This is a genomic window from Synechococcus sp. Lug-A (assembly GCF_024345655.1).
GTDB lineage: Bacteria > Cyanobacteriota > Cyanobacteriia > PCC-6307 > Cyanobiaceae > MW101C3.
Genome location: NZ_JAGQBN010000007.1, coordinates 1 through 23981, shown reverse-complemented (window position 1 = coordinate 23981; position 23981 = coordinate 1). Strand labels below are relative to the sequence as shown.

24 protein-coding genes are annotated in these 23981 nt (G+C 69.0%); 12 read left to right on the top strand and 12 right to left on the bottom strand.

Annotated elements, in window-relative coordinates; all coding sequences use genetic code 11:
- Nucleotides 1-3585, bottom strand: coding sequence for a chromosome segregation protein SMC (gene smc / locus KBY86_RS06620; protein ID WP_255140632.1), 3585 nt, complete (start codon nt 3583-3585; stop codon nt 1-3).
- Nucleotides 3586-3696: 111 nt separating this feature from the next.
- On the opposite strand from smc, the gene KBY86_RS06615 reads away from it, so the two are divergent.
- Both KBY86_RS06615 and KBY86_RS06610 read left to right on the top strand, forming a co-directional pair.
- The gene (locus tag KBY86_RS06615) at nt 3697-4113 is read left to right on the top strand and encodes a glycine zipper domain-containing protein (protein WP_094512761.1); all 417 of its coding nucleotides are present in this window, start codon (nt 3697-3699) and stop codon (nt 4111-4113) included.
- Nucleotides 4110-4514, top strand: coding sequence for a phage holin family protein (locus KBY86_RS06610; protein ID WP_255140631.1), 405 nt, complete (start codon nt 4110-4112; stop codon nt 4512-4514). The genes KBY86_RS06615 and KBY86_RS06610 overlap by 4 nt, the downstream gene beginning before the upstream one ends.
- A gap of 48 nt (nt 4515-4562) precedes the next feature.
- Here the strand turns inward: KBY86_RS06610 and KBY86_RS06605 are convergent, their stop codons facing one another.
- Nucleotides 4563-5738: a class I SAM-dependent RNA methyltransferase gene (locus KBY86_RS06605; protein WP_255140630.1), complete on the bottom strand. Its 1176-nt coding sequence runs from the start codon at nt 5736-5738 to the stop codon at nt 4563-4565.
- Nucleotides 5739-6746: 1008 nt separating this feature from the next.
- Here KBY86_RS06605 and KBY86_RS06595 point away from each other — a divergent pair.
- Complete coding sequence (locus KBY86_RS06595; RefSeq protein ID WP_255140629.1) at nt 6747-7538, top strand: M23 family metallopeptidase; 792 nt, start codon at nt 6747-6749, stop codon at nt 7536-7538.
- A 41-nt stretch (nt 7539-7579) separates the two neighbouring features.
- Here KBY86_RS06595 and KBY86_RS06590 read toward each other — a convergent pair whose 3' ends face one another.
- Nucleotides 7580-7789 (bottom strand): hypothetical protein, encoded by a 210-nt coding sequence (locus KBY86_RS06590; protein ID WP_094512765.1) that lies wholly within the window; start codon nt 7787-7789, stop codon nt 7580-7582.
- A 111-nt stretch (nt 7790-7900) separates the two neighbouring features.
- Between KBY86_RS06590 and KBY86_RS06585 the strand changes: the two genes are divergently transcribed.
- Both KBY86_RS06585 and KBY86_RS06580 read left to right on the top strand, forming a co-directional pair.
- Nucleotides 7901-8434 (top strand): hypothetical protein, encoded by a 534-nt coding sequence (locus KBY86_RS06585; protein ID WP_255140628.1) that lies wholly within the window; start codon nt 7901-7903, stop codon nt 8432-8434.
- Nucleotides 8435-8439: 5 nt separating this feature from the next.
- On the top strand, nt 8440-9135 hold the full coding sequence (locus KBY86_RS06580; RefSeq protein WP_255140627.1) for a GAP family protein: 696 nt from the start codon (nt 8440-8442) through the stop codon (nt 9133-9135).
- Here KBY86_RS06580 and KBY86_RS06575 read toward each other — a convergent pair.
- Nucleotides 9113-9559, bottom strand: a complete 447-nt coding sequence (locus KBY86_RS06575; protein WP_233132951.1) for a hypothetical protein — start codon at nt 9557-9559, stop codon at nt 9113-9115. The two genes, KBY86_RS06580 and KBY86_RS06575, sit on opposite strands and share 23 nt — an antisense overlap.
- Before the next feature lie 149 nt (nt 9560-9708).
- On the opposite strand from KBY86_RS06575, the gene KBY86_RS06570 reads away from it, so the two are divergent.
- The 5 genes from KBY86_RS06570 (at nt 9709) to KBY86_RS06550 (ending at nt 14944) form a co-directional block, all read left to right on the top strand.
- On the top strand, nt 9709-10689 hold the full coding sequence (locus KBY86_RS06570) for a DnaJ C-terminal domain-containing protein (protein ID WP_255140626.1): 981 nt from the start codon (nt 9709-9711) through the stop codon (nt 10687-10689).
- A gap of 71 nt (nt 10690-10760) precedes the next feature.
- Entirely contained in the window at nt 10761-11762 is a 1002-nt protein-coding gene (hemB, locus tag KBY86_RS06565) for a porphobilinogen synthase (RefSeq protein WP_094512769.1), read from the top strand.
- Nucleotides 11744-12007 carry a hypothetical protein gene (locus KBY86_RS06560; RefSeq protein ID WP_255140625.1) on the top strand — a complete coding sequence of 88 codons (264 nt, stop codon included), beginning with the start codon at nt 11744-11746 and terminating at the stop codon, nt 12005-12007. The genes hemB and KBY86_RS06560 overlap by 19 nt, the downstream gene beginning before the upstream one ends.
- Before the next feature lie 61 nt (nt 12008-12068).
- The gene (locus KBY86_RS06555; protein WP_255140624.1) at nt 12069-12551 is read left to right on the top strand and encodes a VOC family protein; all 483 of its coding nucleotides are present in this window, start codon (nt 12069-12071) and stop codon (nt 12549-12551) included.
- A complete protein-coding gene (locus tag KBY86_RS06550) occupies nt 12548-14944 on the top strand; it encodes an endonuclease MutS2 (RefSeq protein ID WP_255140623.1) in 2397 nt (798 codons plus the stop codon). The genes KBY86_RS06555 and KBY86_RS06550 overlap by 4 nt, the downstream gene beginning before the upstream one ends.
- Before the next feature lie 151 nt (nt 14945-15095).
- Here the strand turns inward: KBY86_RS06550 and KBY86_RS06545 are convergent, their stop codons facing one another.
- Nucleotides 15096-16355 (bottom strand): ABC transporter ATP-binding protein, encoded by a 1260-nt coding sequence (locus KBY86_RS06545; RefSeq protein WP_094512773.1) that lies wholly within the window; start codon nt 16353-16355, stop codon nt 15096-15098.
- Nucleotides 16356-16419: 64 nt separating this feature from the next.
- Between KBY86_RS06545 and cgtA the strand changes: the two genes are divergently transcribed.
- Complete coding sequence (cgtA, locus tag KBY86_RS06540) at nt 16420-17439, top strand: Obg family GTPase CgtA (RefSeq protein ID WP_255140622.1); 1020 nt, start codon at nt 16420-16422, stop codon at nt 17437-17439.
- On the opposite strand, the gene KBY86_RS06535 is transcribed toward cgtA, so the two are convergent.
- From KBY86_RS06535 to KBY86_RS06520, 4 genes are all read right to left on the bottom strand, one after another.
- The gene (locus KBY86_RS06535; RefSeq protein WP_094512775.1) at nt 17427-17645 is read right to left on the bottom strand and encodes a Calvin cycle protein CP12; all 219 of its coding nucleotides are present in this window, start codon (nt 17643-17645) and stop codon (nt 17427-17429) included. The two genes, cgtA and KBY86_RS06535, sit on opposite strands and share 13 nt — an antisense overlap.
- A gap of 146 nt (nt 17646-17791) precedes the next feature.
- Entirely contained in the window at nt 17792-19765 is a 1974-nt protein-coding gene (locus KBY86_RS06530) for an ABC-F family ATP-binding cassette domain-containing protein (RefSeq protein WP_255101136.1), read from the bottom strand.
- Nucleotides 19762-20424: a DUF2301 domain-containing membrane protein gene (locus KBY86_RS06525; protein WP_255140621.1), complete on the bottom strand. Its 663-nt coding sequence runs from the start codon at nt 20422-20424 to the stop codon at nt 19762-19764. The genes KBY86_RS06530 and KBY86_RS06525 overlap by 4 nt, the downstream gene beginning before the upstream one ends.
- Complete coding sequence (locus KBY86_RS06520) at nt 20421-21389, bottom strand: glutathione S-transferase C-terminal domain-containing protein (protein WP_094512826.1); 969 nt, start codon at nt 21387-21389, stop codon at nt 20421-20423. The genes KBY86_RS06525 and KBY86_RS06520 overlap by 4 nt, the downstream gene beginning before the upstream one ends.
- An 86-nt stretch (nt 21390-21475) precedes the next feature.
- On the opposite strand from KBY86_RS06520, the gene KBY86_RS06515 reads away from it, so the two are divergent.
- On the top strand, nt 21476-22441 hold the full coding sequence (locus KBY86_RS06515) for an aspartoacylase (RefSeq protein WP_255101138.1): 966 nt from the start codon (nt 21476-21478) through the stop codon (nt 22439-22441).
- A gap of 12 nt (nt 22442-22453) precedes the next feature.
- Here the strand turns inward: KBY86_RS06515 and KBY86_RS06510 are convergent, their stop codons facing one another.
- The 3 genes from KBY86_RS06510 to KBY86_RS06500 are packed head-to-tail and all read right to left on the bottom strand — an operon-like array spanning nt 22454 to nt 23426.
- Entirely contained in the window at nt 22454-22885 is a 432-nt protein-coding gene (locus tag KBY86_RS06510; protein WP_094512779.1) for a hypothetical protein, read from the bottom strand.
- 31 nt (nt 22886-22916) lie between these two features.
- Nucleotides 22917-23246 carry a hypothetical protein gene (locus KBY86_RS06505; RefSeq protein WP_094512780.1) on the bottom strand — a complete coding sequence of 110 codons (330 nt, stop codon included), beginning with the start codon at nt 23244-23246 and terminating at the stop codon, nt 22917-22919.
- Nucleotides 23247-23288: 42 nt separating this feature from the next.
- The gene (locus tag KBY86_RS06500; protein WP_198948278.1) at nt 23289-23426 is read right to left on the bottom strand and encodes a hypothetical protein; all 138 of its coding nucleotides are present in this window, start codon (nt 23424-23426) and stop codon (nt 23289-23291) included.
- Between the last annotated feature and the right edge of the window lie 555 nt (nt 23427-23981).

Sequence of the window (23981 nt, the reverse complement as noted above, 5' to 3'; positions counted from 1 at the left end):
CTAGGCGGCAGTGGGCAGACCCACCACCTGAGTGTGGGCGCCACGGGCCTGGGTGACGCCGATCGTGCGGGTGGCGGCCGCGATCATCGGGCGGCGGTGGCTGACCACCAGGAACTGGGCCTGGTCCGCCTGGCTGGCGATCAGGGCGGCCAGCCGCTCCACGTTCACCCCATCGAGGAAGCTGTCCACCTCGTCGAGGGCATAGAAGGGAGAAGGGCGAAAGCGCTGCAGGGCAAACAGGAAACTCAGCGCCGTGAGCGATTTCTCCCCCCCTGACATCGAGGCCAGCCGCCGCACCGCCTTGCCCTTGGGGTGGGCCACCAGGGTGAGTCCCCCTTCCAGCGGTTGCTCCGGGTTTTCCAACTGCAGGTGTCCTTCGCCATCGGAGAGCCCGGCGAAGATCGTGCGGAAGTGCCCGTCCACAGCCTGGAAGGCCTCCAGGAAGGCCTCCTGACGCAGCGTGGCCACGGTTTCAATTCGCAGCAGCAGCTCCTCCCGTTCCTTGCTGAGCACCTCGAGGCGCTCCTCCAGTTCGGCAATCCGCCGCTCCAGCACCTCCAGCTCCTCAAGGGCAAGCATGTTCACCGGCTCCAGCGCTTCCATCCGCTGCTGCAGCCGCAGCTGCGACTGCTCCAGTGCCGCCAGCCCCGCCTCGCGCACGCCCGCCGGCAGCTCCGGCAGGGGATCGGGCAGCTCGCGCTGCATCGCCTCCAGCCGCAGCCCCAGCCCCCGCTCCTGCTCAGCCAGAGCAGCGAGTTCCTCCTGCAGCCGCTGCAGATCCCACTGCTGCTGCTGCAGGGCGAGGCGTGCGGCCGCCAGGCGGGCTTCGGCCTCATCGCGCGCGCGCCGCCGCTCCCCGAAGCGTTCCTGCAGCGCACTTTGCTGGGCTTCCAGGGCGGCACGGCGCTGTAGGGCCTCGCTCTGCCGCTCCCGCCACTGGCCATGGGCTTCAGACAAGGCGAGCACGGCCTGACGCAGCCGCTGCTCCTCGCTGGCCAGGGCGTCGAGCTGATGGCCGAGCCGCTCCGCCGCCAGGGTGCGTTCCCGGCGCGCCGTCAGCAGGGCGTCGCGGTGCTGGCGGGCCTCGTGCAAGGCGGCATCGGCGCTTTCGAGCTCCTGCTGCAGCCCCTGCCAGCGGTCGCTGTCACCGCTGCCCTGGGCGGCGGCCTCCTCCTGCTCCAGGGCCGCCAGCTGCTGCTGCGGAGCTTCCAGCAGCGCCACCACCTCACTGTGGCGTTGCTGATCGGCAGCTTCGGCGGCGCGGGTGTGCGCGAGGCGCTCGTTGAGCTGCCGCAGACGCTCCAGCTGGGGGCCGGCAGCCCGCTCAGTGGCAGCGCGCTCGGCTTCAAGGCCGGCCAGCCGTTGCTGATGTCCCTGCAGCAGCGGCCGCAACTGCTCCAGCTGGCGCCCCAGCTCAGCCTCCTGGCGGCGGCAGGCCACCAGGCTTTCGCCCAGTTCCAGCAGGCGCCGCCGCAACGGTTCGGCCTCGTCGTGCTCGCCGCTGCTGCCGAAGCTGAGCCTGTCGCTGCGTTGCTGCAGGCTGCCGCCGGTCATGGCGCCACTGCGCTCCAGCAACTCGCCCTCCAGGGTGACGGCACGGCAACGCCCCAGCTCCTTGCGGGCGCTGGAGAGGTCTTCGAACACCAGCGTGTCGCCGAACACGTAGCGGAACACCTCGCCGTAGACGGGCTCGTAGCGGATCAGATCCACCGCCCGCCCCACCAGCCCACCGGGGTTGCTCCAGCTGCTGGACGCCGCCTGGCTGCTGCCGCCGCGGATGCGGTTCAGGGGCAGGAAGGTGAGCCGGCCGGCCCGGCGGCTCTTGAGCAGCTCGATCGCCCGGGCGGCGATGCGATCGTCGTCGACCACCACCTGGCCCAGGCGCGCCCCGGCCGCCACCTCCAGCGCCAGCCGTACCCGTTCCTCCACATCGCCCAGCTGGGCGACAGGGCCGTGGATGCCCTCCAGGCCGGATTCGAGCAGCAAGCGCAGCGCGCCGGTGCCCCGGCTTTCCTGCAGGGTTTCGCGGCGGCTTTCCAGGCGTGCGATGTCACGCTCCAGGCCGATCTGTTCCTGCTCCAGCCGGGCGCGGGTGCGTTGCTGCAGCGCCAGGGCTTCGGCCAACTGCTGGGCCTGTTGCTGCTGCCCGGCCAGGGTGCGCTGCAGCGCGAGGGTTTCCGTCTCCAGACCGGCCCGCCGTTGCTGCAGCTCCTGGTCGTCGCCGCTGCCACCCTCCAGCTCGGCGCCCAGTTCCAGCAGGCGCTCCTGCTGCTGGCGCAACCGTTCGGCCAACTGCTGCCGCTCCTCCAGCAACGGGGCGATCACGCTCTGCAGCTGGCTGCGCTGCTGGCTGCGTCGCTTCTGCGCGTCCAGCCAGCTGCCGGAACGCCCGGCCACCTCGCCCAGCCGACGCCGCGAGAGGTTGACGGCTGCTTCAGCGTTGTGGCAGGCCTGCTCGGCCGCCTCCAGCTCCTGGCGATCGTCGTCGCCCGTGAGGGCGTGCTGCTGCTGCCGCAGTTCCCCTTGCTGGCGGCTGAGCGCCTGGCGCTGCTGCTGCAATTGCTCGGCTTCCTGCTGATTCCGCTCGCCCTGACGGGCCAGTTCCCGGTTGCTGGAGTCGAGGCCGGCCAGTTCGGCCTGAACGCCGAGCAGCTGGTCTTCGCCGAGGGCCTTCACTTCCGCTTGCAGGGCTTCAAGCTGCTGCGCGTTCTGCTCCAGAGCCTCCTGGGCGGCAGCGATGGCCAGCCGGTCGGCGTCCTGCTGCGCCGTGAGCGCCGTTTGGCGGCGCGTCACGTCGGCGCGTTGCGCCTGGGCCTGCTCAAAGCGCAGCAGCTGTTCCTGCAGGCGGCCGTCGTGGTGCTGCTGGCGCAGGTCCTGGTACAAGCGGGCCTTGGCGCAATCGCGCTCGAGTTTCTGGCGGCTAGCCAGCAGCTCCTGCTCAACGATGCGGCAGCGTTCCTGTCGCTCCTGCACCTCGTCGAGCTTGGCGCGGGTCTGCTCGATGCGGCAGTCGAACAGGGCCACGCCCGCCAGTTCGTCGATCAGGCCCCGCCGCTCACGTGCGCTCATCGACACGATGCGGGTGACGTCGCCCTGCATGACCACGTTGCTGCCCTCCGGATCCACCCGCAGGCGCCGCAGCTGGGTCTGCAGTTGCTGCAGGTTGCAGGGCACGCCATCGGCGCTGTAGCTGCTGCTGTAGGTGCCGCCTGGCGCCACCCTCAGGCGCCGGCTCACGGTCCATTCGCGCTGGCCGGCCTGGATCCAGGGACCCTCTGCCGGGGCCTCAAGGCCCTCTTCGGCGCCATCCGGCTGCCAGTCGCCGAGATCAAAGCGCACACTCACCACCGTTTCGGCGGCCTTGCCCTGGCGCAACACGGCGCTGTTGATCAGATCCGGCAGGCGCTCGGCCCGCATGCCGCGGCTGGAAGCCAGGCCCAGGCAGAAGAGCACTGCATCCAGGATGTTGCTCTTGCCCGAACCGTTCGGCCCGGTGACCACGGTGAAATTGGGTTCGAGGCTGATCGCCAGCGATCCGCCGAACGACTTGAAATGTTTGAACTCGACCTGATTGATGTGAACCAACAGGCCCGCGCTTCGAGCAGGCCGAATCTATCGGACTCCGACACAATCTCAACCCCCACCCGCGAGGCGCTGCTTAGCCTGGAACCGCAAGCGTCACCCCCGGGCAGCCCCATGGATCAGCACACCCCGACGCTCAGCGCCGAACGGTTCCGCGAGCGGTTCGAGGCCCTGCTGCCCACCATCCAGCAGGAATGGCCCCAGGTGGCTAAGGAAACCCTAGAAGCCACCCGCGGCAGCTTCGACGAGGTGGCCTCCCTGATCGCCGAGCACACCGGCCGCACCGTCAGCGGAGTGCGTGGCCAGCTGCTGGATCTGCTTCATGGCGCCTCCGATCAGACCCGCCAGTTGGCCGATCGCATCGGTCCCCTGGAGGAGCAGCTGGAGAACCTGCTCGACGACCTGAACACCAGCCTGCGGCCCCGCCTTGAGAAGCCAGTGCGTGAGCGCCCCCTGCTGGCCGTGAGCGTGGCGGCGGCCGTCGGGGTCGTGGTCGGCCTGCTGCTCTCCACCGGGCGGCGCTCCGAATGAGTGGCGACAACCACCGCCGCAACGACGACGGCGCCGGCGTGGGCCGCATGGCAGCGGGCCGCATCACCGCCCTGGTGGCTTCTGTGATGGACCTGCACGTGCGCATCGCCCTGCAGGAGGCCGACAAGGAAAAGCGCCGCCTGATCAGCGGCGGCCTGCTGCTCGGTGCGGGCATCAGCATGGTGATACTGGCCACGGTGGCCAGCCAGCTGGCCCTGGTGCTCTGGCTGCAGCTGGGGCTGGCCTGGGGCTGGATCCGGTCGGTGCTGGCCGTGATGGCCCTCGATCTGGTGCTGGCCGGGCTGTTCCTGCGCATCGGCGGGCAGCTCACCAAGGGGCCCTACCTGCCCCAGACCACCGCTGGCCTGACCAAGACCACGCGAGCGATTCTGGGCCGCTGAGGCACGCGCCAGGCGGTCGCGATCAGCGGAGGTGTTCAGCGGAAGAGTTCAGCGGATCGTGTAATTCAGCCAGCGGCAATCGATTCCGCCGTTGCTCACCGGAACGCGCCGGTTGGCCTTCATGCGCAGGGCGCCGGTGTGGGCGGCGTTGCCGCTCAGCAGCCACAACGACCAGCCGGAGCAGCGCTCCTTGAGCAGGCGGCCGAGATCGCTGTAGAGCGCCTCCAGATCGTCGTCGGCGCCGAGGCGCTCGCCATAGGGAGGGTTGCAGACCAGCACGCCGGGGGTTTCCGGGGGCTGGAAGTCCCGCACATCACCGGCCTGCAGGTCGATCCAGGGGGCCACACCGGCCGCGGCGGCATTGTGGCGTGCCTGCTCCAGCACGTCCGCGTTCTGCTCGCGTCCCACGATCGGCGCCAACGGGCTGCCGTCGGCCAGACCGGTGCGGCGGCGGCAGGCGGCAGCAGCCACCGCCTGCCGCCACAGCTCCGGGTCGAAGTCGGGCCAGCCCTCGATCGCGAAACGGCGCGGCTGGGGCTGACCGTTGGCGTCATCCAGCAGCCCCGGAGCCCGCGCCAGCGCCAGACAGGCCGCCTCGATCAGCAGGGTGCCGGAACCGCACAGCGGATCCGCCAGCGGCACCCGGCCATCCCAGCCCGTGCAGGCGATCAGGCCGGCGGCCAGGTTCTCCTTGAGCGGCGCCAGGCCCACCGCCGCCCGCCAGCCGCGGCGGTGCAGGCTGCTGCCGGCGGCTTCCACGCTCAGTTGCGCCTGGCCGCCGCCCAGGTGCAGTTGCAGGCTGAGATCGGGATGGTCCAGGTCGATGCCGGAGCGGCGGCCGTGGCGCTGGCGCTGCAGATCCACAAGAGCGTTCTTCACCTGCAGGGCCGTGAAGTGGCTGTGGTTGAGGCCCGGGGCCGAGCCGGTCACATCGACGCGGAAGCTGGCGTCCGGCGGCAGCCAGCGGTCCCAGTCGGCTGCCCGTTGGATGCCGTCGTAGAGCGCATCGGCGCCCGCACAGGGAAAGACCGCCAGGCGCCGCAGCAGGCGAAAGGGCAGACGCGCCTCCAGCAGCACGCGATAGAAGCCCGCCGGCTCGATCCGAAAGCTGGCCGCCCGCCGTAAGGGCCGCACATCGCTGGCACCGAGCTGGGCCAGCTCCTCAGCGCCCTGCTGTTCCAGGCCCTGGGGCAGCACCGCCACGGCAGCGACAGGTTCGGTCATGCCCACCGGCTTTCCCCCATGCCCTGTGCCTTCACTGCTGCCACAATGACAAGGTCCGTCCTCGGGCGGACTAGGTGGCTCACACCGGTGCTTCGGACAGCGGTTCGATTCCGCTCAGCTCCATTCCCGCCTCTGCGGGCCTCCAGGGGCTGCAATGGTTTCGACGGGGTATGAGGAGGGTGACTGAAGCCTGCTCGGTAAGAGCAAACCCGTAACAGCGAACAACATCGTTCGTTTCTCCCGTCAGACCGCCCCTGTGGCTGCCTGACTCCTATAGGGAGATGGGGTAAGTCAGCCTTATCACCCAAATGACTCACGGGGGCTGGAAGGCCCCCATTTCATTGGCGCCTGCAGCGGACCTTCCTGAGCGGTTCTGTTGGTCTTCCGAGGGGAAGATCGCTGCACCCAACGCCTGCCTTGCGGTGGTGTCCATCACCGTCCGATCTGTGCGGCCAGGCCCGGCAGGATGAACAGCGGGCCTGGCATCATCGTTCACCCGTGCCAGGTGGACGCACGTCAGGAAAAGCGCTCTTGATCGCGTTCATTTGCCATGCTGCGCTGCTGCCCCATGGGTTGGGGTCCGGCATGTCTGTGTTCTGCGGCCTTGGCGCCATGAGCGCCAGTTCCTTGGCGGCGGCACTTACAGAAACGCTGGGGTGGCAAAGATCTGCTCAACACATTCGAAGAAGCACGCTATCGATCCCTCCCAATCGATCACCTCACAGGGATCACTCTGATGTGGGCTGATCTCGATCGATGCTGAACCGGGTCGGCATGCCCGACCAATGACTGTGCTGAAGACATTCGTCTGGCTTGAGCAGCAGCCGAGCAGATGCACGGCAAGGGTGCGGGCCATTGTTGGCGCGGCGATCTCGCGGTCGCCGAGGCTGCCATGGGCTCTGGGCCGCTGCCGCGGCCATCGGCGCATAGCTTCGCTGCCGCTCCGGCGGCCCCTTGGCAAGCCGATCAGCGCCGATACGTTGAGCCGGCTTGTGTGGCATGGCGGACATGAAGCGGGCAGCTGACACTTGCGTGCGGCGCAGCCGGCAGCGGCCTGGCCGGAGGCGCGCCGAAGCCGGTGGGGGCAAGGCGCTGGCCTTGCTGCTGGCGCTGTGTTGCCTGACCTGGGCGACCTGCGGTGCTGTGGCTGCCTACGAGAGCGCTCTGCCGCCGCGGCCGCTGGACGTGCCTGCCGAAACTCCGGTGGCGGACTTGGGCGCCAACGAGGCGTTGCCAGAGCACCTGCTGGCCGTGCTGCAGCCCGGCCCTCAGCCCCACCCGGAGCCGCTGCCCCTGGCCGCCGGCACTCTGCCGCTGCCACCACCCCCACCGCCACCACTGCTGGTGCCGCTGGGAAACAGCCCCGTGCTGGCCTATCCCCTGGCCGTGCCGGCCACCGAGCTCGACCCTTACGGCTGGCGTTACTCAGAGTCGCGTGGTCGCTGGCGGATGCATGCCGGTGTGGACCTGATCGTGCCCGCTGAATCGGCCGTGCTGGCGGCCCTGCCCGGCACCACCAGGCTGGTGGATGACGTGAGCGGGTACGGCCTCACGGTGGTGATCGATCACGGCGATGGCTGGCTCACGCTTTATGCGCATCTTTTGGATGTGGCCGTGGTGCCCGGGCAGGGTGTGAGCAGCGGTGAACGCATCGGCCGGGTGGGCCAGACAGGCAGAGCCACCACGCCCCACCTGCACTTCGAGCTGCGGCGACAACGGGACGGCCGCACCGTGGCCATGGATCCATGGCCGGTGATGGCGGAGCCGCTGCTGGCTGGCGCGGCGGCTGTAGGCCGCTGAACCGCGATGGCTGCAGAAGGCGGATGCCGCAGCCCCGGTCCTCAGGGCTGCAGTGGTTTCATGATGGCGTCCTCCCGTTGCGTCTCCAGCTGGGTTTGCTGGCGTGCCGCTTCCTGGGCGCGGCGCAGGCTGCCGTCCATCGCCGCAGGGCCGGTCGGAGCGGCACCTGTGGGTGGAGCGGGGGCGCCCATGCGTGTCCACCACAGGCCGCCCAGCAGCAGAGCGGCGATCAACAGCGTGAGGAGTCCCATGGCGGCGCAAGGGTGTGGACTGAGCATGGCGCGGCAGGGCGCCGGCGGCAGCAGCCGGGGCCGACCGGTGGCACGCTGGGACCCGCCGCCCCGGGGAGGGCCATGCCTGCCTTGAACCGCTGCGCTGTGAGCGTCGTGCCGCGCCAGCCCCTGCTCGACTGGGCCGTAGGGCTCGGCCTGGAGCTGCCGGGAGAAGCCGCGCGTGAAGCCGGGCTGTATCTGCTCCCTCCCTATGCCACCGATGCGGAGGCGGAAGGCTTGCTGCGCCGCGCCCACGCTGTGATCTTTGAAACGGAACTGGCGGTGTGGTGCCCCGTGCAGCACCTCTGGCCCCAGGACCGCAGCTACGGGGTGTTCCGCCGTTGGTTCGAGCCCCGTTTCCATCCGCTGGTGCAGGATCTCGTCGCAGGCGGCAGCCTCACCGCCGACTCCTCCAAGGCGGCCGTCCTGGCCGCCGTTGCTGCCCGTGCTCCGCTGGCGGGCGATGACGCAATGCCAGAGCGGACGGGCATGCCGCTGCCGCTGCGAATCCTGGCCGGGGTCGGTGCGCTGTCGTTTCTGCTGATTGGCCTCAACAGCCTGCTGCTGCCGCCGGCCGCCCCACCGGCCGCCCCGCCCCAGCCATCGGCCGGTCAGGCGACCTGAGCGCGATGGCGGCCGCTGCGTCAACAACCCTCTCTGCAGCAGCCGTGCTGGCGGCGGTGCTGCCACTGGCAGTGGGTGCGGCGATGAGTCCGCTGGTGCTGGTGCTGCAGGTGCGCCAGTTGCTGGCACCTGCTCTGGGGCTGGCGCGGGCCTGGGCGTTCCTGTTGGGCGCTGCCGTGATCACCCTCGTTTGGCTGGGGCTCGGCCTGGCCGTCGGCGATCTGCTGCCGCCCCGCCCCACGGGGCCGGATCCGGTGGCGGCGACCCTGCATCTGGCCGTGGCGGCGTTGCTGGTGTCGCTGGGCGCGGCCAATCTGCTGCGTGCACAGCCTGGTCTCGCGGTTGCCCCACCACCCCCGACACCTGCAAGGGCCGCCGCGCCGTGGTCGGCGTTTCGGCTCGGTCTGGGGGCGATGGCGGCCAACCTCAGTTCTCTGGCGCTGTTTCTTCCGGCGGTGCAGGATCTTGCCCGCGCCTCGCTCGACGCCGCTGAACGCGCCGGCCTGTCGGCATTGCTGGTGGGCTTCACCCTCCTGCCTGCCCTGTTGCCGCCGTGTCTGGTGCTGGCCAGTGGCCGCCGCGGTGAGCAGCTGCTGGAGCGGCTCTGGCGCTGGCTGAACAGCCATCAGCGCCAGGTGAGTGCCACGCTCTGCTTTGTGTTCGCCGCTCTGCTCACCGTCAACGGGCTGGCTCGGCTGTAGGGCTGCGGAAGCCGCTCCAGGCCTTGAGCTGCTCGAGGGTCTGCAGGCCTTCCCGCCGCTCCCCTTTGAGGGTCCAGGTGGGGTAGGCCCGCACGCCGGCGCTGCTGCAGCGCTGCCGCCCCGCGTCGTCCTTGTCGCATTCCACGTAGGGGAGGCGGCGGCCCGCCTCGGTGCCGAACAGGTTCTTCTGCTCGAAGCAGTAGGGGCACCACCAGGCGCCGTAGAACACCGCCCCCTGCTGGATCAGAAAGTCGACCAGTGCCAGTTGTTCGGCGTTGGAGGGCTTGAGGGCTTCACCGAGCGTGCCGGTGCTGGAGGTTGCTGGCCTGGAGCCGGAGGCCACAGCGGGCGCAGCTGCCAGCGCTGCCGGGCCTGGCTGGGCACCAAGGGCACTGAGGGCGAGAACCACGGCGAGCAAAGGCATCGGCAGCGCCAATCACGACCTGCAGCGTAGGCAGAGCCCCAACGGCGGCGTTCGGGCTTCCGCCCTCCGCCGGCCTTCCACCACGACGCTCCGGCTGGGAAACTGGAGGGGCTGAACGTTCTTGCTGACGTGCCGATGAGCCTGCCTCGATGAGCGCCAACGGCTATCGCGACTACTACAAAGTGCTGGGCCTTGAACGGGGAGCCGACGCGGACGCCATCAAGCGTTCCTTCCGCAAGCTGGCCCGTCAGCACCATCCGGATGTGAACCCCGGCGACGCGGCGGCAGAAGCACGCTTCAAGGAGATCAGTGAGGCCTATGAGGTGCTCTCCGATCCTGACAAGCGCCGCAAGTATGAACAGTTCGGCCAGTACTGGAGCCAGATGGGCGGTGGCGGCGCACCGGGTGTCGATGTGGATTTCAGCCGCTACGGCAACTTCGACGACTTCATCAACGACCTGCTCGGTCGCTTCGGCGGGGCCGCCGGCCCCGGTGGCTTCGCGGGTGCACCGGGCGGGTTCGGCTTCTCGGGAGGCTTTCCGGCCGGGTTCGGCGGTGGCTTCACTCCAGGCACCGGCCGCGCTAGCGGCGCCCAGCTGGATGCGGAAGCCACGATCACCATCACCTTTGCCGATGCCTTTCGCGGCTGCGAGCGCACCCTGGCCGTCAACGAAGAGCGGGTTCAGGTGCGCGTGCCCGCTGGGGTGAAGAACGGCAGCCGCCTGCGCCTCAAGGGCAAAGGCAACCTTCAGCCCGGCACCGGCCGGCGCGGCGACCTCTACCTCAACCTCACCCTGCAGGAGCATCCAGTCTGGAAGCTGGAGGGGGATCAGCTACGGGCCGATCTGCCACTCAGCCTCGACGAGCTCGCCCTTGGCGGGGATATCCGGGTGATCACCCCGGACGGCGATGCCACCGTTCAGGTACCCCCCGGTGTGCCCCTGGGGCGCAGCCTGCGCTTGAAGGGCAAGGGCTGGCCCCAGAAAGATGGCCGCGGCGATCTGTTGCTCACCCTCACCCTTGCTCTGCCTGATACCTACAGCCAGCAGGAGCGAAAGCTGCTCGAGCAGCTGCGCGATGCGCGCAGCACCGACCCAAGGCGGGAGTGGCGCAAAGCCGCCATTCTCTGAACCCCTGCCACAGGAGGGCCTCCGAGGCGGGGAGCGCTGATCCGTAGGATCCGGCCAGCAGGTCTGCCCGTATGGAACTCACCTATCGACCCCGTCGGTTGCGCCGCACCCCGGCTCTTCGAGCGATGGTGCGCGAGTTTCACCTCGACCCCGCCGATTTCATCTACCCCCTGTTCGTGCACGAAGGGGCCAGCAATGAGCCGATTGAGGCCATGCCCGGCTGCCAGCGCTGGAGCCTGGAAGGGCTCGTGGAAGAAGTGGGCCGCGCCTGGGATCTGGGCATCCGCTGCGTGGTGCTCTTCCCCAAGGTGGCCGATGGCCTCAAAACGGAAGATGGCGCTGAATGCTTCAACGAGGGCGGGCTGATTCCTCGTGCCATTCGCCGCCTGAAACAGGAACACCCGGCCATGGCGATCATGACCGACGTCGCTCTTGATCCCTATTCCTGCGATGGCCATGACGGCATCGTCAACAGCGAAGGTGTGGTGCTGAACGATGAAACCGTGGCCCAGCTGTGCCGTCAGGCGGTGGCTCAGGCCCGCGCCGGCGCCGATCTGCTCGGCCCCAGCGACATGATGGATGGCCGGGTGGGAGCGATCCGGGAGGCGCTCGATGAAGAAGGCTTTGAGCACATCGGCATCATCAGCTACACCGCTAAGTACGCCTCCGCTTACTACGGCCCCTTCCGGGAGGCACTCGATTCCGCCCCGCGTCCGGTGGGGAACAAGCCGATCCCCAAAGACAAGTCCACGTATCAGATGGATCCGGGCAACGGCCGCGAGGCGCTCACCGAAGCCTTGCTGGATGAGCAGGAAGGGGCTGACATCCTGATGGTCAAGCCTGGCCTGGCTTATCTCGACATCATCCATCGCCTGCGCGAGGAATCGGAACTGCCGATTGCGGCTTACAACGTGAGTGGTGAGTACGCCATGGTGAAGGCAGCTGCCCAGCGCGGCTGGATCGACGAGCGCGCCGTGGTGCTCGAAACGCTGCTCTGTTTCAAGCGCGCCGGTGCCGATCTGATCCTCACCTACCACGCCTGCGATGCGGCCCGATGGCTGAGCGAACGGTGACCTCCTCCGAGCCGGCGGCACCTCGCCCCACTCGTCAGGCCCGGCGGCGCCCCTCCCCATTGATGGTGTGGGTGCTGGCCCCCTGGCTGGTGGCTCTGTTGCTCGTGCTGCTCGCCCTGCGCCTGCTCGCCCTTGAGGATTTCAACCTTCAGGCCTCCGGCTGGGGCCTGCTGGGCAGCGCCGCCATCTGCTTCTCGATCGGCTGCGTCTGCCGGGTGTCGCTGCTGCTGGCCGACCGGCGCTGAGCTCCGCCTCACCGCGGGGCCTGCGGCGGCTCAGAATGGACTCAAGACCAGGACACTGTCGATGCCGGTGCGAAGACTGGGCCACGTGGCCCTGCGGGTGCAGGACATGGCCCGCGCCAAGGCGTTTTATCAGGCCCTCGGCCTGCGCCTCACCTGGGAAGCCGACGATTGGTCCTATCTGCAGGCCCCCGACGGCGGTGACGGGGTGGCCCTGCTGAGCCCGGCCTACACCGCCGCCGGGCCCCACTTCGCCTTTCACTTCAGCGAGCGCGCCGAGGTGGATGTTGTTCACGGCGAGCTGCGCGCCGCTGGCCATCCGGTGGGCCCGCTGCATGATCACCGCGACGGCACCGCTTCCTTTTACCTCCAGGATTCGGAAGGAAACTGGCTGGAGATGCTCTACGAGCCTCCCGAAGGCATCCCCTCCAACCAGGGCGAGGAGCCGATCGCTGCGGCTCTGCCTGATGTCTCCTCAGCCGCCATGGCCGGCGCCGGAGCCACCGGAGCCGCTGCCCTAGCCGGACAGGTGCAGGGGCTGGCTTGAACCCGATCGAGGCGGAAGCCCTTGACCTGCTGGAGTGGCCTCGCCTGGCGGAGCACCTGGCCAGCTTCGCCAGCACGCGCGCCGGTGCCCGCCACTGCCGCTCCATGCTGCCCGCCGCCAGCTGCGCCGAGAGCGAGCGCCTGCTCTGTGAAACCACGGAGTTGCTGGGCCTCGATGGCGTGCTGGAGGGGGGGCTGAGCTTTCAGGGCGTCGCCGATCTCGGTGGCACCCTCCAGCACTGCAGCAAGGGGGGCACCGCCTCCGGTGAGGCCCTGCTGGAGGTGGCCACCACACTGGCGGCCGGCCGCCGCCTGCGCCGCCAGATCGAGGACGAGGACCTGCGGCCCGTCACCAGTGGCCTGGTGCAGAACCTGCGCACCCTGCCGGAGCTGGAGCAGCGTCTGCGCTTCTGTATCGAGGACGGCGGGCGTGTGGCCGACCGCGCCAGCCCGGCGCTGGCCGCGCTGCGGCTGCAGCTCTCGGCTCTGCGCCAGCAGCGGCGTGAGCGGCTGCAGGAGCTGATGCGGCGTTGTGCGCCCCTGCTGCAGGACAACGTGATCGCCGAACGCAACGGACGGCCGGTGCTGGCGGTGAAGGCCGGAGCGGCCTCCCAGCTCAGCGGCCTGGTGCACGACAGTTCGGCCTCCGGCAACACCGTGTTCATCGAGCCCCAGGCAGTGATCACCCTGGGCAACCGGCTGCGGGAGCTGGAAGGTCAGGAGCGCGAGCTTGAGCTGCAGGTGCTGGCAGAGCTCAGCAGCCTGGTGGCGGCGGACGCTGACGCCCTCCACACCCTGCAGACGGTGTTGGTGCAGCTGGATGGGGCCGTGGCCCGCGCTCGCTACGGCCAGGACCTCGGCGGCGTGCGCCCCGAGCTGTCCGCCGCTCCCGAGGCCCCCTTCCAGCTCGTGGATCTCTGCCATCCGCTGCTGCTCTGGCAGGAGCGGCGCGAGGGCGGCAGGGCGGTGGTGCCGGTCACGGTCACCGTGGGCAGCGACCTGCGGGTGGTGGCGATCACCGGCCCGAACACCGGCGGCAAGACGGTCACGCTCAAAAGTGTGGGGTTGGCGGCCCTGATGGCGCGCGCCGGCTTGTTCCTGCCTTGCCGCGGTACGCCGCGACTGCCCTGGTGCGGCTCTGTCCTGGCCGACATCGGCGATGAGCAGTCGCTGCAGCAGAACCTCTCCACCTTCAGCGGCCACGTGCGCCGCATCGCGCGCATCCTCGAAGCGCTGCCACCGCCGGCAACGCCTGGCGGCGCCTCCCTGGTGCTGCTCGATGAGGTTGGCGCCGGCACCGACCCCACCGAGGGCACCTCGCTGGCCATCGCCCTGCTGCGCCATCTCGCCGGCCGCGCCCGCCTCACCATTGCCACCACCCACTTCGGTGAGCTGAAGGCGCTCAAGTACGAGGATGCCCGCTTCGAGAATGCCTCGGTGGGCTTTGACGTCGAAACCCTCTCGCCCACGTATCAACTGCAGTGGGGCATTCCGGGCCGCAGCAACGCCCTGGCCATTGCCAGCCGCCTCGGCCTGGAGCCGGCCGTGATCGCGGGCGCCACCGCCCTGCTGGCGCCGAAGGGGGAAGGGGAGCTGAACCAGGTGATCCGTGGCCTGGAGGATCAGCGGCGCCGCCAGCAGGAGGCTGCCGAAGAGGCGGCTGTGCTGCTGGTGCGCACTGAACTGCTTCACGAGGAACTGCTGCAGCGTTGGCAGCACCAACAGGAGCAGTCTGCGGAACTGCAGGAGCAGCGGCGCCGCCAGCTGGAACACTCGATCCGCGATGGCCAGCGGGAAGTGCGCCGCATCATCCGCCGTCTTCGCCAGGGCGACACCGATGGGGAGGAGGCGCGTCAGGCGGGCCAACGGCTCAAGCGCCTGCAGCAGGAGCATCAGCCTCAGCCGGAACGCCGCCAGCACCGCGGCTGGCGGCCCTCTTTGGGGGAGCGGATTCGCGTGCTCTCGCTCGGCAAGGCGGCGGAAGTGCTGGAGATTGCCACCGACGGCCAGGAGCTCACGGTGCGCTGCGGCGTGCTGCGGCTCACCGTGCCGCTCGACGGGGTGGAATCCCTCAGTGGCGAGAAGCCGGCGCCACCGGAGCCGCCTGTGGTGCAGGTGCGCCGCCAGCCCGGCCGCAGCGGCGGCAGCGCCCAGGTGCGCACCGAACGCAACACCGTGGACGTGCGCGGCCTGCGGGTGCACGAAGCGGAGGCAGCCGTGGAGGAACGGCTGCGCGCGGCGGAAGGGCCGGTGTGGGTGATCCACGGCATCGGCAGCGGCAAGCTCAAGCGTGGCCTGCGCCAGTGGCTGGACACCGTGCCCTACGTGGAGCGGGTGAGCGATGCGGAGCAGGGTGACGGCGGCCCAGGCTGCAGTGTGGTCTGGGTGGCATGAAGCCTCAGATCATTACAACACCGGTGATGGTGAGTGCCAGACCGGGGCTGAGAGTGTGCAGGGTGGGAACGACCCGGGGGCATTTCACTCTTGAAGTGGCTGACCCGTTAACGAGGTGGTCTTCCCCTTATGCACCTCCGCCCTGCTGGGCTCAGAGATCGAGCACGGGCAGTTGAGGTTCCGGCCCCGTGCGCTCGGGGCCGGCGGTGGTGGTCGGTGGCAGTGCCAGTGCCTCCCCGGCGGCATCGAACAGCCGCCAGCCGCTGGGGTCCACGTCGATGTGGATCCGCTGCCCCGGCACCACCCGCTGGGAGGGGTCGGCCCGCAGCTGCACCAGATGGCCGCCCTCCAGCAGCCGGGCGCTGATCAGCAGTTCATTGCCGAGCGCCTCCACATGGGTGACGTCGCCCGGCAGATTCCGGTTGGTGGCCGGTGCCAGCTTCAGATGCTCCGGCCGGAGCCCGCCTGTAAGGGGCGTGGAAACTCCACGGGCGGCATGGGAGGCCAGGGCGGCGGCCATCGGGCCTTCCACCAGGAAGCGACGGGCATCGAGCTGAATCTGATCGCCACCTGCGGCCTGCACCGGCAGCAGATTCATCGGTGGGCTGCCGATGAACTGGGCCACGAACAGATTCGAAGGCCAGGTGTAGAGCTCCATCGGCGTGCCCAGCTGCTGCAGCCGGCCTTGGTTGAGCACGGCGATGCGATGCCCCATCGTCATCGCCTCCACCTGGTCGTGTGTCACGTAGAGCGTGGTGGTGCCCAGCCGCTTCTGAAGCGCCACGATCTGGGCGCGGGTGCCCGTGCGCAACTTGGCGTCGAGGTTGCTGAGCGGCTCATCCATCAGGAAGACGGCGGGCTCCCGTGCGATCGCCCGCCCCAGGGCCACCCGCTGCTTCTGGCCGCCGGACAACTCCTTGGGACGCCGGTCGAGCAGGGGCGTGAGGCCCAGCTCCTCGGCCACCCCGGCGATGCGTGCCTCGATGCGCTGCTCACGCTTCGAGGGCAGGCGCAGGGGGGCGGGCAGCCCGCGGCTGCAGCGATGCAGGCTGTCCTGCAGCTGCTGGGCCACGCTGCGGGGACGGCTGCGCCGCAGCCCGAAGCCGATGTTGTCGGCCACGCTCAGGTGCGGGTAGAGCGCGTAGCTCTGAAACACCATCGCCACGTCCCGCTGGGCCGGGCGCAGGCCACTCACGGGCCTCCCGCCCACCAGCACTTCACCATCGGTGGGGGTTTCCAGGCCCGCCAGGATGCGCAACAGAGTGCTCTTGCCGCAGCCGGAGGGACCCACCAGCACCAGGAATTCACCATCGGGCACGTCGAGGTCGAGCTGGCGAAGCACCTCCACAGGCTGGCTGCCCCGCCGTGGTGGAAATGTTTTGCTGACCTGCTGGAAGCGAACCTCTGCCAAGACGGAGCCTCTGACCGGCCGATCCTAGGGTTGGCCTCAGGTTCGGCCTTCGTTAAGGGATTCCTTGCAGTTCATCGATCAAGCCCGCATAGCGGTCCAGGGCGGCCGGGGCGGCGACGGCATCGTCGCGTTTCGTCGGGAAAAATATGTGCCGGCCGGTGGTCCTTCCGGCGGTGATGGCGGCCATGGTGGGGCCGTATGGCTGCAGGCCGATGCCAACCTGCAGACCCTGCTGGATTTCAAATACAAGCGGCTGTTTGCCGCCCCGGAAGGCCGCCGCGGCGGCCCGAACCGCTGCTCCGGCGCCGGCGGGGAGGATCTCGTGGTGCGGGTGCCCTGCGGCACCGAGGTGCGCGACCCTGACACCGAAGCCCTGCTCGGCGATCTGATCGAGCCAGGGGATCGCTTGCGGGTGGCGGCTGGAGGCCGCGGCGGGCTGGGCAACGCCCACTACCTGAGCAATCGCAACCGGGCCCCCGAGAAGTTCACCGAAGGCAAGGACGGGGAAGAGCGGCAACTGCAGCTCGAACTCAAGCTGCTGGCTGAGGTCGGCATCATCGGCCTGCCGAATGCCGGTAAGAGCACCCTCATCAGTGTGCTGTCGGCCGCCAAGCCGAAGATCGCCGATTACCCCTTCACCACCTTGATCCCGAATCTCGGTGTGGTGCGCAAACCCAGTGGGGATGGCACGGTGTTCGCCGACATCCCCGGTCTGATCGCCGGCGCCGCCCAGGGCGCGGGGCTGGGCCACGACTTTCTCCGCCACATTGAGCGCACCCGACTGCTGGTGCACCTCGTGGATGGCTCCAGCTCGGATGTGGCCCACGACCTGGCGGTGGTGGAAGCGGAGCTGGTGGCCTACGGCCATGGGCTAGCCGATCGCCCCCGGCTGCTGGCCATTAACAAAGTGGAACTGCTGGATGAAGATGCCCTGGCAGGGGCTTCAAACGCGCTGAAGGAGCGGTGGCCCCGGGAGGTGCTGGCCATCTCCGGGGCAACGCGTCAGGGGCTCGATCGATTGCTGGAAGCGGTCTGGAAGGAACTCGACCGCAGCGAACAGGCCCTGGTGGCTCAGTCGTCGTAGACGCGGCACTCGGGGGCTTCAGGGTTCAGGTCGCAGTAGACCTCGAGCGAATTGGGATCGTGATTGTCCTCGGGGTGATGGGTCTTGTATTCCTGCAAAGACTTGAGCTCTTCCTCAAGGTGACGCACCTTGGCCTCGTTGCCCGTGGCCTTGGCGGTTTCGATTTCGATCTGGTCCTTGAGGATGTGCTCGTCGATGGAAGTCATAAGACGGCCGACCTGCGGCAACCGAATTTTTCCAGTCCACCCTACGGGTCGTGCGCCAGCTTCGCCGGGCCGTGTGGGCTCCAGCTCATCAACCCCCCGCCAACATGGGGTAGATCCCTGTGCCAGCGGGTGGTTTTGCCCTGGTCTCAGGCCGGCAGATCACTCAGTTCCAGCCATCGCTCCTCGCCGGCATGGATGCGTTCCACCAGGGCGGCCAGTTCCTGGGTGAGGCTCTCCAGCCGGGCGTAGTCGCCCTGCCCGCCGCCGGCCAGCTCTGCTTCGAGCCGGCTGCGGCGCTCCTCCCAGCCCGGCAACTGCTGCTCCAGATCCGCCAGCTCGCGGCTTTCCCGGTAGCTGCGGCGCCGGGGCCTCTCGGTGCGTTCGCCCGTTCCCCTGGCCGGCGGGGCGGACGCTTCAGGCGTGGGCGGCGCTGCAGTGGGCGCCGGTGAGGGTTTGGCGGCGGCCTGGGCGGACTGGGCCAAGTAGGCGCTGTAGTTGCCCTCGAAGCGCCGCAGCACCCCGCCCTCGAAGCAGAACAGCCGGTCCACGGTGCGATCGAGAAAGTAGCGGTCGTGGGACACCACCACAACGCAGCCGCGGAAATCCTCGAGGAAGTCTTCCAGCACCGTGAGCGTGTGCACGTCCAGGTCGTTGGTGGGTTCGTCGAGCAGCAGCACGTTGGGCGCCTGAATCAGCAGCCGGCACAGGCAGAGCCGCCGCCGCTCGCCCCCGGAGAGCTTGCCGATCGGGCTGTGCTGCTGGGCGGGGGGAAACAGGAAGCGCTCCAGCAGCTGGGACGCACTCACCTGCACACCGCCCAGATCGATCCGGCTGGCTGCCTCCTGCACAAAATCGATCACCTTGCGCTCCATGCCCTTGCCGGCGAACAGATCGTCGGTCTGCTGGTCGAAGTAGGCCAGCTGCACGGTGCTGCCCAGCTCCAGGCGGCCCTGCTGGGCCTGGCGCCGCCCGGCGATCAGGTCGAGGAGGGTGGACTTGCCGGAGCCGTTCGGGCCGATGATGCCCACCCGGTCTTCCGGGCTGAAGTCGTAGCTGAAGTCGCGCAGCAACGGCGTGCCGCTCGGGGTGGTGGGCGTGGTGGCCGCCTCTGCCCCGGCCGGGCCCTGCGGCGCCCACACGCTGAGATGCTCCGCCGTGATCGCCCGCTTGCCCAGCCGCCGACTGGTGGTGGCCAGGCTGAGCTGGTCCTTGCCGGCGCGCACCGGCGCCTCCCGCATCGCCTCGATCCGCTGGATGCGGGCCTTCTGCTTGGTGCTGCGGGCCTGCGGTCCGCGTTGCAGCCATTCCAGTTCGCGCCTCAGCACTCCCTTGAACTTGGCGGCACTGGCTGCTTCGGCGGCCTCCTCACCCGCCTTGATCTGCAGGTAGCTGGCGTAGTTGCCCTCATAGGTGCGGGCTTCGCCCCGGTCCACCTCCACGATGCGGCGGGTGACCCGGTCGAGCACGTAGCGGTCGTGGGTGACCAGCACCAGGGCGCCGCGGAAGCGGTCCAGGTGGTTCTGCAGCCATTCGATGCAGTCGGCATCCAGGTGGTTGGTGGGTTCATCCAGCAGCAGCACGTCCGGCTCAGCCACCAGTGCGGAGGCCAGGGCCAGGCGCTTGCGGAAGCCACCGGAGAGCTCCCCCACCTTGCGCTGGGTGTCGCGGATGCCGAGCCGGTCGAGCACCTCGCGGCACTGCTGCTCCAGATCCCAGGCCTGGCAGTGGTCCATGCGGCTCTGCAGATCGCCCAGCTCCGCCAGCAGGGCGTCGTGCCTGGCCCCGGACGACCCGGCCAGCGCCTCACTCACCGCGGTGAAGCGCCGCAGCAGCTCCGTCTTCTCGCCACTGCCGGCGAACACCTGCTCCAGCACGGTGCGCTGGGGGTCGAGCGTGGGGTCCTGGTCGACCAGCACCACGTTCAGGCGGGGCGAGCAGCGGCGTTCCCCTTCCCCCGCCGGCTCCACCCCGGCGAGCACCTTGAGCAGGGTCGATTTGCCAGCGCCGTTCGGGCCGATCAGCCCGAGCCGATCGCGCTCGCCCACGTGCAGGGTGAGGTCGCGGAAGAGGGTCTTGATGCCGAAGTCCTTGGCGACCCCCACCAGGCTGATCAGGCTCATCGGCTGACGCCCTGCGCCTGGGCCTCGAGATGGGCGAACACGCTTTTGTCACCCACATCAGCCTGCGCCGCCATCGGGAATTTTCGCAGGCACAGCACCAGCAACAGGGCCGCCTGCAGCAGCAGCAACCCGAACGTCTGGCGGGGATCCAGCAGCCCGCTGAGCCGGCCCAGCAGGGCCACGGGCAGCACGAGGGTCACGCCGATCGCCTCCGGCCGCTGAAAGCAGAAGAACTCCTTGAAGCCGATGCCGGCCTGGGCGGCGAAGAAGGGGCCGATCGCCCAGATCCAGCGGGGATCGGCCGCCAGCGTGTCGAGCATGGCGTCGGGGCCCACCCGCAGCGCCAGTCCCACACCACCGGCGCAGCCCAGCAGCCAGAACAGCTGCAGCGCCCGGTGCAGAGGCCGCAGGTAGATGTGAATCCACTGCAGCGCCAGCCCCAGCCCTGCCGCCATCACGACCAGCCACGGCCACGACCAGACCCCGCCGAAGCGTTGCCACTGCCACAGCAGGGCCAGCTCCGCGATCGCGAGCGCCAGCAGAGCGAGGCGATAGCCGAGCACCTCACGCCGGTCCTCGGCCGTGATCGTGAACAGTCCGTAGACACCCTCGAACACCGGATCGGTGCTGGCGCTGGGATCGATCGATCGGGCGTTCATCGCATCATCTCGAGGGGAGAAGCCTTCACCAGTGTGGTCAGGTCGGGGCCGGCCGGAATGATCCCGGAGGGGTGCAGTGGAAACAGAGCACCGAAGTAATCCTGCCGCCATGCCATGGGGAAGCAGGTCTTGGCGACTCCTTCGATCGCATGGAAGCGGCTCCGCCAGCCCCATAGGGCGGGGAATTGCCAGAGCGGCCGGCGGCTGCAGCCGAACAGGGGGGCATAGACCAGTTCCAGGCGAATCAAGGTGGGGAACAGCACCACGTCGGCGAGGCTGGGGGCGGTGCCGCACAGCCAGGGCCCAGCGGCCTGCAGCTCCGCCTCGGCGGCCTCGAGGGCCTCGAACAGGGCTGACTCGGCGCGGTTGTAAGCCGCCTGGTTGCGGGCGAAGCCGCAGCGGTACACGCCGTCATTGACGTCTCCCTGCAGGCGCTGGCGCCAGGCATCGCGGCGCTCGCTCTGATCGGCAGGTTCAAGATCGGGCACCCCCTCGGGTGCCGGCCAGCGGTTGAGCAGCTCGATCAGCCGCGCGCTCTCATTCACCACGATGCGGCGCTCGGCGCGGTCGTAGAGCACCGGCACCGAAGCCGGCGCGGTCGCTGGAGCTCCGCAGCTGCTGTAGAGGTCGGCCAGAGCCTGGGCCCCTTCGAAGGGCGCTGAGAACTGCCAGCGGCCGGCGCCGGGGTCCGGTTCCACAACCACCAGATCAATCGTCGATTGCAACTGGCGCAGGGTCCATACCAGCCAGGCGCGATGGGCCCATGGGCAGCTGCGGCCCACGATCAGCACATGGCCCGCGCTGGTGCCGGCTGTGGCCGGCAGGGGCGGCAGCACGGCGAAGGCCCCGGCGGGACGGCAGTAGTTGCCCTCGGCGTCGGCGGGGCCCAATCCACCCATCAGCTGTTGCCATTGCCAGCGCCAGGCCGCGCGAACGCAGGCCACCACGGGCGGAGGAACGGCCATTTCCACTACGGGCGAGTGCTCCGACTCTGGCCTGGCCGGGATCCCCTGCCAGCCTGTGGCGCAGGTGTTCGCAGGGACGGGCGCAAATGGCCGCAGACAAGGTGCTGGTGGTGGGCGGAACCCACGGCAACGAACGCAATGCCCCCTGGCTGCTGGAGCACTGGGGCCGCCACCCCGCCCACCTCGACCGCGCCGGGCTGGCGGTGGAGCTGGCGGTGGGCAATCCCGCGGCTCTGGCGGCAGGGGTGCGGTACCTCGATCACGATCTCAATCGTTCCTTTGGCCTGGAGGCTCTGGCGGATTCCGAGCGCAGCTCCCTGGAGCTGCTGCGGGCGCGCCAGCTGCTCGCCGATTTCGGGCCCACAGGCGCCAATCCCTGCGGGGTGGTTCTCGATCTGCACAGCACCACGGCGGCGATGGGCAGCTCCCTGGTGCTCTACGGGCGCCGCCCCACCGACCTGGCCCTGGCCGCCGGCATTCAGGCGCAGCTGGGGCTGCCGATCTACCTGCACGAGGGCGACCCCGCCCAGAGCGGCTTTCTGGTGGAGCGTTGGCCCTGCGGTGTGGTGATCGAGGTGGGTCCGGTGCCGCAGGGGGTGATCACCGCCACCATCTGCCACCAGACGGCCCTGGCCGTGGAGGCGGCGCTGGCCACCCTGGCAGCGGCACGCGCCGGGTCGCTACGGCTGCCGGTGGCTCTCACCGTCCACCGCCACCTTTGCAGCCTCGATCTGCCACGCCATCCGGATGGCCGTCCGGCCTGCTGCCTGCATCCCAGTCGTCAGCACCGCGATTGGCAGCCCTTGCAGCTCGGCGATCCCCTGTTTCAAGGCGCCGATGGGGCCACCGTGCCGTTCGAGGCGGAAGCGGCCGGCATGATCGGCACTGCCATGGCAGCAGGAGATTGCACCTGGCCGGTGTTCATCAACGAAGCGGCCTACGGCGAGAAGGGCATCGCTCTGAGCCTCACCAGGCGGGAGCGGTGGCCCAGCAGCCAGGAGTGGGGGGAAGCCCTCCAGCAGCTGGCCCGGGATCTCGCTTGTGCCCGTTGAAGGGTGAGGCGCTCAGCGAGGGGCCTGGCCACCATCGGGGCTGGCCTGATTCAGCGGAGCTGCCTGGGGGGCGGGGGTGGGCCGGGGAACGCCGTTGTAGACCACGCCAAGAACCTGGCGGCCATCGGCCGAAATCCTCAGCTCGGTTTCGGTGTTCGGCGGCAGGCCGAGCACCTGCCAGCCAGGAGGGCCTCCCAGAAAACGGAAGGTGTAACCCTCGGCATCGGCCTTTATCAGGCAGTTGCCGGCGGCACGGTTGTACATGCAGGCGTCAGGGCGGTAAACGCTGAGCCCGCCATTGAGTTTCTCGGCCTGCATGCGGGCCAGGTTGGTGGCCCGCTGGCGGGTGAAGGGGAAGGTGTTGTAGGGATCGGTGGTTTGGCCGATCACGGCGGAGGCCGACAGCAGCAGGCTGGCGCCCAGGAGAACGGGGGAGAGTCGCATCAGGGGAAAAGAGCGGCAGGGGCGCCGGAGATCAACCGCAGACCCAGGTGCCTTGCTCCTTGGTGCAGGGAAGGTCGGAGCTGGATCCATCTGCCCAGTAAATCCTGAGCCGGTCGTCCTGGCTACCCATACGGAAGGTGAGCGACTTGACGACGCCGGCAGGCGGTTTGCCTGCGGGGTCGGCAGGGTTGGGGCGGGAGGGAGCAGCCAGCCGCTGCTCCAGCTGCTGGAGCCTGAGTTCGACCCGATCCAGCCGTTCAGGCGTCTGGTCCGCTGTTTTGAAACAGCCAGTGAGGCCGGCGGCACTGACCCCGAGTGCGAGCACCGTGAGGGTGAGTCTTGATGGTGCAGGCAACGACATCGCTGGAAGCGCGGTCAGGTCGATGCACTCCTAGCAATCGGACTAGCCGTTGGCCAGCCGCTCGCTCCAATAGACGACGGCGCCCTGCTGCTCGAGCTGCAGGCGGCGGTGGCGGGCTTGGTGGACAGGAACCGTTTCGGTGCAACGGTTTCCGTGCAGGTCCCAGCAAATCAGAACCATGGGGTGCGGGTGGCCGGGAATACAAAGAAAACCTTAAGCCCGCTGCCTGTGGCGCGGTCGCTATGTGGTCGATTCATGACCCCCACCCCGCGTCTGTTTTGGGGTGCAGCCTCCGCTGTGCTGCCCGGGCCCAGTGCTGGGGTGGCGTTTCGATCGCCTGCCAGGCACTGAAACCCTCGTGTCTGCCGGCCACAGCCGCCGTGCACCGCTCTCCTTGATCGCAGGCCAAGCCGCTGAAGTTTGCGTCTGCGAGCTGGGCCCCGTCGGTTCGCGCCGGAGCAGGGAGCCTTCGCGCCTGACAACAGGTTGAACCTGAACGCTTCGGGGCTTCAGACGGCTTGCCTGAGCGCTTCAGGTCTGAAGGCTTCGAACCCGAAAGCTTCGAGATTGAAAGCGTCTGGCCTGAACGCGTTGAACCGTCGAGACTGAAACCGAAGCCAAACCTTAAGCGCCCCACACATCCCGCAATGTCCTGTTACATTGCGTCAGGCGAAAGGCTCCGGCCTGCGGAGGGGACGTTCCCCCGACGCTTTCGCCTTACTTAACCGACCCCTT